The 14,410-nt window shown below is 36.6% G+C and carries 14 protein-coding genes; 7 read left to right on the plus strand and 7 right to left on the minus strand.

Annotation, left to right across the window (positions count from 1 at the left end):
• The first annotated feature begins 87 nt into the window (after positions 1 to 87).
• The 3 genes from ACFIN0_RS00935 to ACFIN0_RS00945 all read left to right on the plus strand — a co-directional run bounded on the left by ACFIN0_RS00935 (position 88) and on the right by ACFIN0_RS00945 (position 2,851).
• Complete coding sequence (locus tag ACFIN0_RS00935) at positions 88 to 1,026, plus strand: site-specific tyrosine recombinase XerD (protein WP_375701715.1); 939 nt, start codon at positions 88 to 90, stop codon at positions 1,024 to 1,026.
• 78 nt (positions 1,027 to 1,104) lie between these two features.
• A complete protein-coding gene (locus ACFIN0_RS00940; protein WP_375606222.1) occupies positions 1,105 to 2,061 on the plus strand; it encodes an acetyl-CoA carboxylase carboxyltransferase subunit alpha in 957 nt (318 codons plus the stop codon).
• Positions 2,062 to 2,101: 40 nt separating this feature from the next.
• Positions 2,102 to 2,851, plus strand: a complete 750-nt coding sequence (locus ACFIN0_RS00945) for a L,D-transpeptidase family protein (RefSeq protein ID WP_375606062.1) — start codon at positions 2,102 to 2,104, stop codon at positions 2,849 to 2,851.
• A gap of 862 nt (positions 2,852 to 3,713) precedes the next feature.
• Here the strand turns inward: ACFIN0_RS00945 and ACFIN0_RS00950 are convergent.
• The 3 genes from ACFIN0_RS00950 to ACFIN0_RS00960 all read right to left on the minus strand — a co-directional run bounded on the left by ACFIN0_RS00950 (position 3,714) and on the right by ACFIN0_RS00960 (position 7,778).
• Positions 3,714 to 4,775, minus strand: a complete 1,062-nt coding sequence (locus ACFIN0_RS00950; protein WP_375609966.1) for a CobW family GTP-binding protein — start codon at positions 4,773 to 4,775, stop codon at positions 3,714 to 3,716.
• A 406-nt stretch (positions 4,776 to 5,181) separates the two neighbouring features.
• The gene (locus tag ACFIN0_RS00955; protein WP_375609965.1) at positions 5,182 to 6,279 is read right to left on the minus strand and encodes a D-alanyl-D-alanine carboxypeptidase family protein; all 1,098 of its coding nucleotides are present in this window, start codon (positions 6,277 to 6,279) and stop codon (positions 5,182 to 5,184) included.
• 692 nt (positions 6,280 to 6,971) lie between these two features.
• A complete protein-coding gene (locus tag ACFIN0_RS00960; RefSeq protein ID WP_375606059.1) occupies positions 6,972 to 7,778 on the minus strand; it encodes a lysophospholipid acyltransferase family protein in 807 nt (268 codons plus the stop codon).
• A gap of 129 nt (positions 7,779 to 7,907) precedes the next feature.
• On the opposite strand from ACFIN0_RS00960, the gene thiD reads away from it, so the two are divergent.
• Positions 7,908 to 8,762 (plus strand): bifunctional hydroxymethylpyrimidine kinase/phosphomethylpyrimidine kinase, encoded by an 855-nt coding sequence (gene thiD / locus ACFIN0_RS00965; RefSeq protein WP_375609964.1) that lies wholly within the window; start codon positions 7,908 to 7,910, stop codon positions 8,760 to 8,762.
• Positions 8,763 to 10,644: 1,882 nt separating this feature from the next.
• Here thiD and ACFIN0_RS00970 read toward each other — a convergent pair.
• The 4 genes from ACFIN0_RS00970 to ACFIN0_RS00985 all read right to left on the minus strand — a co-directional run bounded on the left by ACFIN0_RS00970 (position 10,645) and on the right by ACFIN0_RS00985 (position 13,283).
• The gene (locus ACFIN0_RS00970; protein ID WP_375609963.1) at positions 10,645 to 11,121 is read right to left on the minus strand and encodes a GNAT family N-acetyltransferase; all 477 of its coding nucleotides are present in this window, start codon (positions 11,119 to 11,121) and stop codon (positions 10,645 to 10,647) included.
• Between the two features lie 23 nt (positions 11,122 to 11,144).
• A complete protein-coding gene (locus ACFIN0_RS00975; RefSeq protein ID WP_375701716.1) occupies positions 11,145 to 11,453 on the minus strand; it encodes a hypothetical protein in 309 nt (102 codons plus the stop codon).
• A 700-nt stretch (positions 11,454 to 12,153) separates the two neighbouring features.
• Complete coding sequence (locus tag ACFIN0_RS00980) at positions 12,154 to 12,672, minus strand: helix-turn-helix domain-containing protein (RefSeq protein ID WP_375701717.1); 519 nt, start codon at positions 12,670 to 12,672, stop codon at positions 12,154 to 12,156.
• Between the two features lie 80 nt (positions 12,673 to 12,752).
• Positions 12,753 to 13,283 (minus strand): helix-turn-helix transcriptional regulator, encoded by a 531-nt coding sequence (locus tag ACFIN0_RS00985; RefSeq protein WP_375701718.1) that lies wholly within the window; start codon positions 13,281 to 13,283, stop codon positions 12,753 to 12,755.
• A gap of 152 nt (positions 13,284 to 13,435) precedes the next feature.
• Here ACFIN0_RS00985 and ACFIN0_RS00990 point away from each other — a divergent pair, with 152 nt between their 5' ends.
• From ACFIN0_RS00990 to ACFIN0_RS01000, 3 genes are all read left to right on the plus strand, one after another.
• Positions 13,436 to 13,741: a helix-turn-helix transcriptional regulator gene (locus ACFIN0_RS00990; RefSeq protein ID WP_005864619.1), complete on the plus strand. Its 306-nt coding sequence runs from the start codon at positions 13,436 to 13,438 to the stop codon at positions 13,739 to 13,741.
• 76 nt (positions 13,742 to 13,817) lie between these two features.
• Positions 13,818 to 13,958, plus strand: coding sequence for a hypothetical protein (locus ACFIN0_RS00995; protein ID WP_273755279.1), 141 nt, complete (start codon positions 13,818 to 13,820; stop codon positions 13,956 to 13,958).
• Positions 13,942 to 14,340 carry a hypothetical protein gene (locus tag ACFIN0_RS01000; protein WP_375684498.1) on the plus strand — a complete coding sequence of 133 codons (399 nt, stop codon included), beginning with the start codon at positions 13,942 to 13,944 and terminating at the stop codon, positions 14,338 to 14,340. The genes ACFIN0_RS00995 and ACFIN0_RS01000 overlap by 17 nt, the downstream gene beginning before the upstream one ends.
• Positions 14,341 to 14,410 lie beyond the last annotated feature (70 nt).

Below are 14,410 nucleotides of genomic sequence, written 5' to 3' on the forward strand. Positions count from 1 at the left end.
TGGTTTGGGTTGAACCAGTAACTGTGGATATGTACATTGATGTTCCTTTGGATTCATGGAATCTTTCTACGGGAGCGAATCAATGAAATGAAAAGTGATGCTGTGATAGATCATTTTCTTGAGATGATGAGTGCGGAGAGAGGGGCTTCGCCTCATACGCTTGCGGCTTATCAGCATGATTTGCAGTGGGCACAAGACGAATTGTCTTCACACTCTGTTTCGCTTTTTTCAGCACAAAAAGAAGATTTAATTACCCTTTTGTCGCTTATGCATACTTTTGGTTTTGCGGCATCGTCGCAAGCGCGCCGTTTATCGACTTTGCGTCAGTTTTATCAATTCCTTTATGCTGAAGGGTTGAGAGCAGATGATCCCTCTCATGATATTGATGCACCTCATCAGGGGCGTCCTTTGCCCAAAATCATGAGTGAAGATGCAGTGATAAAATTGCTTGATTTTGCGGAGTTAGAAGTCAATCAAGCAGACTATGGGTCCAAAGGTTATTTCCGTGCACTGCGTCTTCAGCTATTGATTGAAATGCTTTATGCAACAGGGTTACGTATTAGTGAGTTGGTGAGTCTGTCGGTTCAGTCTGTTCGAAGGAAAGAGTACAGCGTTTTGGTTCGTGGTAAGGGCAAAAAAGAACGAATGGTGCTGTTATCAAAAAAAGCATGCCAAGTTCTTTCACTGTGGTTAAATTTGCGTGATCAGGGAAAGGATGCTACGAGTTCTTATCTTTTTCCAGCGCATTCCGAGACAGGATATATTGCTCGTCAAGTCGTTGCACGGGAGTTGAAAAATCTCGCTAGAAGAGCAGGGATAGGAAGTGATAGCTTTTCTCCCCATGTGTTGCGTCATGCTTTTGCTAGTCATCTTTTGCAAAATGGTGCTGATTTGCGTGCCGTTCAACATTTGTTAGGTCACTCTGATATTGCTACTACTCAGATTTATACCCATGTGTTGGAAGAGGGACTTTATCGTTTAGTCAATGAGCATCATCCACTTGCCGATGAGCAAAAGGCTCGTTAAAGAAAAGGTGATGTTTTTGAAAAAGACTTTATAAAGCAAATTATAAGTGTATAAGTGACACTGAATGAGTTGACACAAATGTATAATTATCTTGATTTTGAAAAACCAGTTGCTGATCTTGATGGGAAAATTCTTGAATTAAAAAAAATTTCTCAGGAAAAAGGCAGTCTTGATATGAGTGACGAGATTGCTCGTCTTGAAACGCGTTCCCAAACAGCGTTGCGCGATATTTATAAAAAATTATCGCCGTGGCAGAAAACACAAGTTGCTCGTCATCCGGATCGTCCCCATTTTATGGACTATTCTAAACGCCTATTGAGTGACGTTACGCCTTTGGCCGGAGATCGCAAGTTTGCTGAAGATGAGGCTATTCAAGCGGGGTTTGCACGCTTTAAAGGTGAGGCCATTGCTTATATCGGTCAAGAGAAAGGTCACGATACGCAAACACGTTTGCGCTATAATTTTGGTTCTGCACGTCCAGAAGGCTATCGTAAAGCTGTACGTATTATGGAAATGGCTGACCGCTTTGGTTTGCCACTCCTCACTTTTATTGATACAGCAGGTGCTTATCCTGGGGTAAGCGCTGAAGAACGTGGGCAAGCGGAAGCAATTGCTCAATCAACAGCTACAACTTTGCGTTTGAAAGTTCCTGTGGTTTCCGTTGTTATTGGAGAAGGCGGTTCTGGAGGGGCGATAGCAATCGCGGCTGCCAACAAAGTTTATATGTTGGAGCACGCAATTTACTCTGTTATTTCACCAGAAGGAGCAGCTTCTATCTTATGGCGTGATCCAGCTCGTGCAAAAGATGCTGCAATGAATATGCGTATTACCGCTCAAGATTTGTATCGCTTAAAGATTATTGATGGCATTATTTCGGAACCTTTAGGGGGAGCGCATCGTGACAAAGAGATTGTCATTGATGCAACGGGTGATGTTATTTCAGAGGCTTTAAAAGCTATGGCTGGAAAAGATGGTCAAGTGCTTAAACAAGAGAGAAGGGAAAAATACCTTCAAATTGGTCGATCTCTAACATAGGTTATTTTTTGTGAGGGGTGTTGGATTGGAGTTTTATTCGATGACATTTAGCAGATTCCTCGCTGTGTGTGTGTTGTTTGTAATGGGACTATTGACAGCATGTGAAGGAAGATTACCAGCCTCTATTCGCGCTAAAGTTGAGCAGCCATTGCCGCAAGAAATTAAAAATAGAATGGTTCTGTATGATATAGATCCCTATGCACCGATTATGATGCGGTTTTTTAAGGAAGAAAATCTTGCTGAAGTTTGGAAGCAATCTCGTTCAGGACCTTTTATATTGGTTGCTCGCTATGGCATTTGCAAATGGTCTGGTAAGCTTGGACCTAAATATAAAGAAGGGGATCTTCAGACACCAGAGGGTTTTTATACTATTAGCGCAAACCAAATGAATCCTTATTCAAAATATTATCTCTCTTTTAATATAGGATTTCCTAACCTGTATGATCAGGAAAATGGTCGCACAGGAAGCAATCTTATGGTGCATGGTTCTTGCTTTTCCGCAGGTTGTTATTCTATGAGTGATAAGAACATGGCTCAGATTTATGCGTTTGCACGGGATGCTTTTAAAGGAGGACAAAGAGAGTTTCAGTTGCAGGCTTTTCCTTTCCGCATGACCGAGGATAATATGTCACGTCATAGCAAGAATCCTCATTATCAATTCTGGGTTATGCTTAAGAAAGGTTATGATTTTTTTGAAAAAAATCGTCAACCTCCAACTGTTGAGGTTTACGGAAAACGTTACGTTTTTAATCGCGATATTGATAAAACTTCAGTTTCTCTAATGCAGTGAGTGTTATTGTATCCTACAGCACCGTAAACACTATTACTTAATAATGGTGATACAGGATATGCAAAAACTTTGCACATAAGGTATTTAAGCGAGTAGTCAATATTTTAAAGCGCAGAGTTTTTTCATAGAGCTTTATGTAAGTAAATCATATGAAGTGAGAAGCCAAGAGGAACTTTCTCAAGGAAGTTGGATTGTTTGCACATCGTTACTGGTATCAACCTTCGTTTGAGTAAGTTAACATGAAATGTACCTCTCTTTTTATTCTTTTATGCTGTGAAATATTGTCTTGTCGTGCTGTTATATAAGATACATTCACATATTTTAAAATGCGATATTGCCTCTGTCTGATTTTGGTTTTTTTCTTAACAGGGATTTTGATTTCAATTAGCTTGAATAAATATAGAGTTGAGCAGAATATTTTAGAACCAAGAATTTGGCCAATCGGTCTGTGAAATGAATCACATGAAGTTATTTGCAGATGAAGCGCATTTAGAGAGAAAACAATCTGTTTTCAGATTGATGGGTATTAATTTTTTTATCGTAACAATTTGATTTATAATGATAATTTAGTTTTTTCAAGTCAAATTAGAGCCCTGAATGCCGTAAGATTTTCTCATTTCAAAGCCGTTCCATGTTGAATAAATTAAAACCATTTGCTTGCACGTTACAAGCGGGGATCGCTGCGTGGGTGAAATTGTACAAGAAAGACTAAAATGCTTTTTACAAACCGTTTTAAGTGCCAAGAGCTTGTTTCAACATTGGGAATTAGCAAAGTGTGTAATGGTGCCGGTTTGCTCCTTTAAAAGCATAAAGATGGTGGTGCCAATGAATTTAATGTTATATCATTGAAGGGGCGAAAAAATTAAAATTTTATTCCTGGAATGACCAGAGGATTTTCTAAGAGAGCTGTTTTATCTGCAGTATCTATTGCTGGTTTATTAAAAAAAGCATTGAGGAGCTTTTGTATTGCTTCTTTTTCAACACCATCGGCAATGATGACAAAACGTGTTTGTTTTATTCCTTTTGGCCATGCTGGCAATCTTATGGGAGGATGAAAAAATGTTTGTACGCCATGTAATACAAGTGGGCGATAAGGGTCATCACGCAATGCGATAATTGCTTTAATACGTAATAATTTTGTACCATAGCGCTCTTGTAGGAGATCTAAAAAAGCTTCAATTGTGGCGTAATCAACAGGATCCTCACAGTTTAGTGAAAAGGTACGAATGGTTTTATGGGGGGTATGATCATGTGGGGTAGTCGTAAGATTTTGTTTAAGTTTTGTATTTTCTCCTTTTTCATCCCATAATGTGTTATTTATTAATAGATTTGAACAGAAACCTTCAGAATGGGCGTCAATGATTTGTGCTGTGGGATTCATTGTTTTAAGTGTGCTAAGGAGTGTATCTGAAAGCGTTTGTGGGTCTCTAAGATCTGTTTTGGTGAGAATGATTTTATCAGCAAATATTAATTGTTTATATATTTCAGGGTAGCGCTTACATATGGAAAGTGGGCTTAATGTATCAAATGTTGCAATAACAGCATTTATGGACAATGTTTGAATAAACAATGGGTGGCTTAAAAGTATTTGTAAAATAGGGGCGGGATCAGCCATCCCTGTGGTTTCAATGATAATATGATGGAGTTGTTTGATCTGTCCTGTCTGAACGCGATTTATTAAATCAATTAATGTGTCGATGAGATCACTGCGTAAATTGCAACATAAGCAACCATTGGCAAGCTCAATAATTCCTTCTGTCGTTTTTTCAACCAGAAGGTGATCAATACTGATTTCGCCGAATTCATTGATGATAACAGCACATTCTGTTAGAAGAGGGTCTTGTAGCATACGGTTGAGCAAAGTTGTTTTGCCAGAGCCTAAAAAACCCGTAATAAGCGTGAGAGGGATGCGCTTTATTTTCATGTTAATCATCAATCATAGTTTTGTTTTTAAAAAATATATCTCAGTATGTCGAACCAATTTATAATGGTGTCCGTGAGGGATATAATGGTTAATCCCCCATGAAATCTATTTTACCACTATCTTTACGCTTATAAAGGTAGGTGCACGTGGGTATATCATACACTTTTTAGCGTCAATGTTATGATAATTCTTGGTTCTTAAAAGGATTTATAGGAAGGATTTTTATTCCTTATTTTAATTATTTTATCTACATGTTCATCCGTCTTGTGGCGCGCAAGAGACTGGTTTTATTGATTCAACAAATACAGATTTGAAATGAGAGAATCTTACAATACTTGTGGGTCTGACATAAGGTACAAAATAATTAATTATCATTATAAATCAAAGTATTATAATTAATTGTAGATTATGATTTATGGCTTTTTATAGAATGGTTTGCGTGCTTTTTATACGGAATATAGGGTTTTCTTAGTGGTTTTACTGTCATTTTAGGTGCTTGTGGCGTACGAATGAGGTGTACTGATAAAGGATGAGAAAAAGAAGGTGGAGCAGTGATAAAAGGTGAGGTGAGAATAATATTTCCTTGATCATCATATGAATTTGCATGCATTTTTATGGCTTCAGGTGTGCATGTTTGTTGTCTCATATTGTTGGCTTGTGTTATGTTGCTCCCATAAGGTTTTAATGTTGCTAGTGTTAATTGGGGGCTTCCTTGGTGCAAAAATCCTATTTCAAGAAGTTGTGCAGCTTTTTCTTCTCTTTCACTTATGTTGTTAGCACCTAGAATGACAGCAATAATTGTACGTTTATTGCGGGTGGCTGAGGCAACAAGATTAAAACCAGAGGCACAGATAAAGCCTGTTTTCATACCGTCTATCCCATAAAAACGGCCAATGAGGTTGTTTGAGTTATGCTGAATTTTTCGATTATTACCAAAATCAATGGCTGGAATAGAAAAATAATGAGCATATTGTGGAAATTCTCGACGTATTTGAACGGCTAAAAGAGCAATATCGCGTGCCGTGGAGTAGTTTTGAGGGTCTGGTAAACCACTTGCGTTTGCAAAATGGGTGCCAAACATGCCTAAACGTTTAGCTTCGCTATTCATTTTACGTACAAAATCTTTCTGTGAACCTGCAATGGCTTCACTCATGGCAATAGCTAAATCATTGGTAGATTTAACCATGGTGATACTTAAGGCTGTATCAAGTGTGAGTACAGAACCAGCTTTATAGCCTGAACGATATGAGGGAGCTTTTGCGGCGTATTCGCTGATGGTGATATGTTTGTTTGGTGAAACTTCTCCTCGGCTCATGGCACGAAAAATAACATAAGCGGTCATTAATTTTGTCAAGGAAGCAGGATACCAACGCTCAAAAGCTTGATTATGTTTTAAGATACGCCTCGTTGTAACATCAACAGAAATAAAAGGCTGCGCTAGAGCGACAGCGCTGGATAAACTCAAAATCACAGAAAAAAATAAATTATAGAAGAGACGTTGCATTAATTTAAATCTAGTTCCCTCTTATTCGTTATTTAGAATTGTTTTAATGTAGCACACAAAGCTTTTAAGTCTAGGATAGGGAGGAAAGATGGTTAATTGCTGTATCCGTTGTGTCTGTGGGATAAAAACCAACACTCATTTTTATTTTCCCCTTGAATTTGGTTTGATGACTTAAGTATCTCAAGAAATACTTTTTAAATAATGAAGATTGTACAAGATTTCATGTTCTTGGAGGGATTGAATTTCTCAGAAAAGAATGAATCTGCATAATCATGCATTTTTCTTGCTCTCCTGTTAGGATAGCCCTTGGCACTTGAGACTGTTCGTAAAAAGCATTTTAATCTTTTCTTGTATCGTTTTATTCACACAGATATCCCCGCTTGTAATGTGTAAGAAAATGATTCTAATTGATTCAACCTAGAATAGATTTGAAATGAGAGAATCTTACGGTATTCAGGGTTCTCATTCAAGTTGAATAACGCTAAAACATCCTTATAAGTCAATGAGATGTATGTTATTTAAATGATTTTAAAGAGAGGAAGAATTCTTTTTCAAAAAAATTTACACATTGATTATTTCTTATCATGTACATGTGTTTTATAATTTTGAATTAGAAAGTTTGAAGTAACTTTCTTATATTTTTGTTTCTTATACTCCGCTCAATATACAAAGTGATACATTATTCTTATCAATCAGTGCATTGTTTCATGATGATTTAGTTTTTGAAGTTTCTGAACAGCGTATGGTGGCATAGGAGGAGGGCTAGGATCTTGAGCTGCTAAGAGAAGCAGTTCATCACACGCTTTTTCAGTTTTTTGGACAAGTTGATCTAGAAAATCACGTTTGCTTAAACCTGCCTCTATCGGGGGAAGAATACGGACACGAATTGTTCCGGGATAGCGGCGAAAATTATTGCGTGGCCAATATAAACCCGCATTGTGTGCAATAGGAACAACTTGAAGTCCTAATTCATTATAGAGCGCGACAATTCCTGACTTATAATCTGGTTTTTGACCGGGTTGTCGGCGTGTTCCTTCGGGAAAAATCAAGATTTGGCGCCCTTGTTTTACTTTCTCTTTTGCTTTTTGTATAACCATTTTTAAGGCTTTGATGGGGGTTGTACGGTTAATAGGGATAATTTGTGTTTTTGCCATATACCAGCCAAACAATGGAATCCACATCAATTCACGTTTTAAAATGAGAGTGGGATCATCAAAATAGGGAACAAGACTGAAAGTTTCCCAAGCCGATTGATGCTTTGGAGCAATGATATAGGGTCCTTTGGGAAGATTTTCTAAACCTTCAATCTCATAACTTGTGCCTGCGATGTATTTTTGCAAAAAGAGTGTAACGCGTGCCCATGTTTTAGGGACAATCCATGCCTTTTTGCGGGGCATTAAAAAATAAACGGGAGCGTAAAGAATCATTTGTATGAAAGTTGTTGTATAAAAAGCGAACGTAAAAAGAATAGAACGAAGGATAAGCACTACATTTTCCATTTTATATCTATAAGAAGACTTCATATATAATATAATTCACATGAGAAAACATCTTCTTTATGTTTTTTCAAGCATCTATTTTTTCGGTAACTCATTTTCCGATATTTAAAAACAGAAGGGAAGAGATTAATGGAATTACAAAAAGATAAACTTTTTATTCCACGGATTTTATCTATTGCGGGAACAGATCCTTCTGGTGGCGCTGGAATGCAGGCGGATTTGAAGGTTTTTTCAGCTATGAAAACTTATGGTATGAGTGTGGTTACAGCTGTTGTTGCACAAAATACTCAGGGTGTGCGTTCTTTTCAGGCATTAGATGCTTCTTTTGTTGCAGATCAAATTGATTCTGTTTTTGAGGATATCCATGTTGATGCCGTTAAAATTGGTATGGTTGCAAATGCTCAGATTGCACAGGTTATTGCAGAACGTCTTGCTTATCATAAAGCGCGTTTCATTGTTTTTGATCCGGTTATGGTTGCAAAAAGTGGTGATGTTCTTTTAAAGTCTGATGCAATTGAAATTATGCGTGATGTTCTTTTGCCGATGTCAACTTTGATCACGCCAAATTTGCCTGAAGCTGCACTGTTATTGGGAGGTGAAGTGCAATGGTCTTTAGAGACTATGTATCAATATGCTCCACGACTCTTGGCGCTAGGGTGTCATGCAGTTTTGTTAAAAGGGGGACATTTGAATACGATTACCAAAAATAGTACAGAAAATTACGATTGTTCTAGTCCAGATCTTTATTGTGATTGTGAAAACCTTTTTATACTTGAAGCCTCTCGTCTTTCAACCACTCATGATCATGGGACAGGGTGTACCATTTCTGCTGCCATTGCAGCTCTGTTACCTACTCAACCTTTGGATTGCGCTGTTAAACAAGCAAAAGATTATTTGCATGGCGCTTTAACTGCTTCAGATGCTTTAAAAGTAGGGAAAGGGCGAGGGCCGCTTCATCATTTTTATGCATTATGGAAAGATTAATACAACGGTTGATTGTGAAAAATCTTCATTCTATGAATTTGTGTCGTCATTATATGATGTTTTGGGCTTATGATTGATAAGTGTTAGCGCATTGTAGCTTAACAGTTATTTTGTATTAAGAAGGATAAGAAAAAATGTTATAATTTGCTTCTTTTATATATTTTTTACGATTAATCTATCCTGTTTCAGAGGCAATTTTGAGTATAAAAAAGAGAGCAAGGAATTGTAAAATCAGGATTTGATAGCAAAAAGTGTAGAGGGAAAGACCTTTTACAAGGCGATATTAAAGCTGGCGGATCCACTATATTTGCTGTTTCTTATATTGGTGGCAAAACAGGATGAGCCAAAATCGTCATCAAAATTATTATATATCTAACATTTACATAGTTTTTGTCGGCACGGATAGGGTTTTCTAAATAGAAATTGATACTTCCTGATGGAATTATCAATGATCTTTCAGGTGATATGGTAAATTTTTTTCGGATATTACAACGTCATTATCCTTTTTTATGGAGATGCTTTATGGAATTATTGGCGTTTCAGATGAGTAGCCATGAGGAGTTTCAACATTTATACAGCAAGATCTAGAAATTTTTACGAATTTAGAGCGGACTTTAAGGTTTTTATATTTATAGTGATTAAATTTTAGCAAAAAGGTAGTCGATTGCACAATCGGAGTTTCAATAGACCTGTAGCGTGTGGTTTAATCTTTTCAAAATTGAATTTTTATTCTGTTGTTTAGCAGATGTTACCATTAAACATTTAAAATGGTCTAATTTTGTTGTGCACTATGACGATTTCAATACTTTATGTTACCTTATCTTGATTTGAAGTTATGCTTCTCATGTAAAATAGGATGCATTTATATTGTTAATCCACATGTCTATTTTAAAGAGATTTCTCTCAAAGTGTGTCACATCCATTTTATAATAACGTTCGTGAATGGTCTAAAGCCTCTATGAAGTGTATAAAGCTATTATGCTTCCCATTTTTACATTTTCAAGGTGAAAGGGGTACCTCCTATACTATTTGGGCTCCCAATTTTGCGATAGTCTTTGGTATTTCAGAGCGTTCAGAAGAAGAGTTTTTATTCCTTTCTTCAAGTGAATTTTATTGATGCCTCAATTTTTCCTGTTATGTGTGAGCAGATGATTGTGAGTGATTTTAATGTATAGAGATTTGAAATGAGATAATCCTATGATATTTGAGACGCTTGCTCAATATGAATAATGATAAATTATCTTTATAAACCAAGTTATTAATTTATTTTTATATTGAAGATTATTCTGGATAAGAATTTGTTCAAGAAAGAGGATTATCAAATGATGTGCCAGAAATCCCAAAAATTTAATTTACTCTAAATAATAGGTGAAAACAGTTTATTTCGTTTGAAAATAATTACAATTAGCGTGAGAGATTTTTCATCATCAACTGTGATATAGAAAAAGAAACAATACATATAAAGGACCTTTAAAAGTTTTTTTAAGCTCCTTTGGTTATTGTATAAAGCAAAAATTTTTTCTATTAATTAACTAACAGACTAACCATCTAACAAACTATGATGCAACTGTCGTTTTAAATGTTTTCTTTCGAGTTCTTCATAATTATCAGTAACATACAGTAGATTATCGATCATATAAAAAATTACATTTGTTCAACTTAGATTTGTGATAGATATCTTTTTAAGACAAATTAAAAAAATAAGAAAATTTGAGTGCGTCATTTGAAACAATTATGTTTGTAATAACTGATTTTAGCTTTTCACTATCAGTATTAAAGGGGATTGGTCAAGCTTCCTTGGTTATATCGATTGCTTGATCATATTTGAGTTTTGTTGAAAATAATAAATTTTTTAATTGATGAGCAAAAAAAGAGTTCATAGCTAAACCACTACGTGTTTATTGGAATAAATTTTAAATTTACCAAAGTTTGTAAAACCAAATTTTTTATAAATGCTAATTCCCTCGTGAGAGGCTTGCATACCAATTACATGACATCTCCTTCTTTTTAAATGCTCAATAGCAATTTTTGTCATGAATGTCCCAATACCTCTTTTCTGAAAATCCGGCTTGGTGACAATATCATACACTCCACCAATCCCATCCGCTTTAATACAAAAACATATTGCTACAGGATTATTATTTATATAACCAACGAACATCTCTACATCAGAGTCTTTTTTATAATAATGGCCTATTGCTTCATAAAATATAACCGCTTCTTCATCAAAAGGCTCGAATACTGATGCCATAACATTTCCGTAATCTCTAAAATCTTGAAGGGATTCAACTTCTTTGATTTTGAAGTTATCCGGCATAGAAGTAACATGTGAGTCTATATCTTGCGCTAAAGCTGCCATTCCTACCTCTGTTTCAACATGCTCTAAGCCAATAGATAAGAGAACTTCATCAACTTTATAATGAGACGAATGAGGTCAACCCACCAAGCTAAAGGTAGTTTCTGCGCATTAAAGGAATCGATAATAGACTTTGCCTGCTCTACAGGTATAGTTTTTTGTAAATTTTTAGCAGAGATAATATTGAATGTATCTGAAGCAAATGTTGAATTAATAGAAGACACGCCATTTGAAAAATCAACAATCTTTATTTTAGGGCACAATTTTGGTAAAAAACATACTTTTGAACAAAAATTATTCTCTAATGATAAGTCAATTTTTGATTTGTTTAACATTTGTTTTTCTTATCATTGCTCATCATTTTTAATTAATCTTTTATATGGTGGCTGTAAAAAATCCGTCTAAGTTCAAAATTATTATCTTAAATCTAAGCCCCCCAATCCAATAGATGTTTCATAAGAAATTACGAATCTTAGAAAAACTTTGAAAAAAATAAATTGATACAAAACCGAATGGAAAAATATACAAAACCTGCTGGCAAGCTACATACAGCTACAACAACTGTAGTTTGACACTAGGTTTTATACTAAGTGGGAAAAGGTGGGATTAGGTAGGAATACGTGATAATTTGTTGTTTTTATGTATAAAATTTAGCATTAAATGCGCGTTTTGTCAAAATAGATTTTGACACCTAAAATTGTAAAAAAGAGCGAAAATCAGAAAAAAGTGCGTTTTCATGGTAAAAATGAGAGAAGGCTTTGAAAGGTCTGTGAAAACCCTGTGAAAAATTTTGAAAAGTCTGTGAAAGCCCAGAAAACCGCCTTTGAAGACCCTGTGAAAAAAATCAATCCAAAAGTTCAATTGACGTCAAAATCAGCCAAAAATAACCAAAAAAGCAAAAAAGATTTTCACCTATTGATGATTATCTATTTTTAGAGGCAATATATACTTATTAATCAAATAGTTATATTATTTTTTTAATGTAAAAAGATTTTCATATCGATTTTTCATATTAAAGAGGCATTAAGCTGTATCTTATTTAGTTTCTGGATGTGCATTTTCAGCTTCTATTTGACGCTTTAAATGCAATTTTAGAAGAGGTAAAATAAGCTCTACTTCTTCCGTGTCTTTGATGTCTTGAACAAGCTCTTGCAGTTTTCCATAAAGTTCCGCCGCGAGTTCCGCTATATCTTCAGGAGGGATTTTTATATTTGCATCGCGATAGGTTGTATAAGCCACGCGACCGAGTTTTTTCATCAATCCAGTAGGGATAGTTTGTGGTTTAAAACCAGCTGCTTTCGCTTTTGCCATGTCACTAAACATTTCACCTTCACCAGTAGCTAGCCATTCTACAGATATACCGCAAACATTTTTGTAAATTACCAACATTGATACAGGTGGTTCGCGCAAGCCAGTTTCATAATTACACATAGTACTTTCAGGTGCTGCAAGATGTTCAGCAAATTGCTTGCGCTCCGTGAAACCAAGGGCGCGTCGCACTTCACATAGCCGCTTTGCTAGTTCTGTTTTAGGTTCTTTTTTAGGGCGTGCCAAAAATGCTCCTTATTTATATTGAGTCTCGTTTTAAATTACAGGATTTTAAAAAGAGATTCCCCATTCATCTTAGAGAGGCATTAAGCCGTATTTTGTGTAGTTTCTAGATGTACTCTTTCAGCCTCTATTTGACGCTTTAAATGAATTTTAAGAAGAGGGAAAGTTGCTTCGACCTCTTCCATGTCGTTGATGTCTTGAACCAGCTCTTGCAGTTTTTTATAAAGTTCCGCCGCGAGTTCCGCTATATCTTCAGGGGGGAGTTTTATATTTGCATCGCGATAGGTTGTATAAGCTATGCGACCGAGTTTTTTCATGAGACCAGCAGGAATGGTGGGTGCTTTAAAGCCTGCTGCTTTCGCTTTTGCCATGTCTGTAAACATTTCGCCTTCTCCAGTGAGAAGCCAATGGAAGTCTACGCCATAAATTTTATGATAGGCAATTACGATAGATGCTGGTGGCTCATTTACACCGAGCTCATAATTTGCGAGCGTACCTTTCGCTAAATCAAGAGTTTTTGCAAAAGCACCGCGTTCTTCATTTCCAAGCATTTTTCTTATGTCACGTAGGCGTTTTGCCAATGGTGTTTTTGGTTCTGAATCGGGACGTGCCAAAAAAATACCTCATAAATTCATTTTTTATGTTTACAAAACATATAAAATGAATTAACTACATATTACCGCCCGATATAGAGGGCAGATATTTTACAATTAACCCCACAAAAAACGGATGGTTTGAGCATCCGTTTGAAGCAGGAGCGAAGTTTATGACAACCACCCAAACATGCATTCAAGTATGGGATCGCCATAGTATTTTAGCCGAGCTACGCCGCCGTAACATGACCTTGGCGGAGCTCGCGAAAGCTTATCAACTCTCGTCATCCAGTGTTCAACACATTTGGACACGGTCTAACGAGAAAGCCGAACGCGCTATTGCCGATTTTATCGGTTTGCCCGTTGAGCAAGTTTTTAGCGACCGCTACCCCAAAAGTCGCCGTCGCATTTTTAAAGCAGCAAAACATGCCAACACAGATTCGCGTGCGCATTCTGCTTTGCGCGGTAATGCTGCTTGAACTTCGTTACACGGCTTTGCGTGTATCATACGCATTTGCCATGAATTTAAATACCATAAGATAAAAAGGTTTATCAATGTCTAAAGATCAGTACGAAATAGGCAAGATAAATTGCATAGAGTTGCATCATAGAACAGCCGTTTGCATGGGTTGGTTCTGGCGATTAGATGGTGGTCATATTGTTTTTATAGGGGGTGGTTATGGTTGCTGCTTGTAATTTATGGACCCCAGAAGCCAGAAGCGATATCGTTAATCCTTATTCAGAAGTTGAACGTTTACAGGTGATGCTTTCCTGTTCTTTAAAAGCCGTGAGTAGTGGATTTAAGCATCTGCCGATCCGGTATATTATTGACCCCCCGCATGGCTTATTTGATGCGGCGTTAGCACGACAGATTGTTATTCATATTTTGCATTATCAGTTTGAGGTGCCACGGCGGCGTATTGTTGCGATACAGGCACGTCAGCGGACTTCTATTTCTCTATCTATGCAAGTGATTAACCGGCGTTTGGAAGAACCCGTTTTTGCGAAAGCTTATCGAAGATGGGCAGGGCGTGCGATGGATTTATTCTTTAAAGAGATCAGAAAGGCGGCGGCGTGATGGCACAGTTTCAAAAGCTTGCTCTTGATGTGATTGTGGTACCGGAGCGTATACGCCCTGTAGATGATGA

It is taken from the genome of Bartonella sp. AA89HNZF, from assembly GCF_042196905.1.
Lineage (GTDB): Bacteria > Pseudomonadota > Alphaproteobacteria > Rhizobiales > Rhizobiaceae > Bartonella.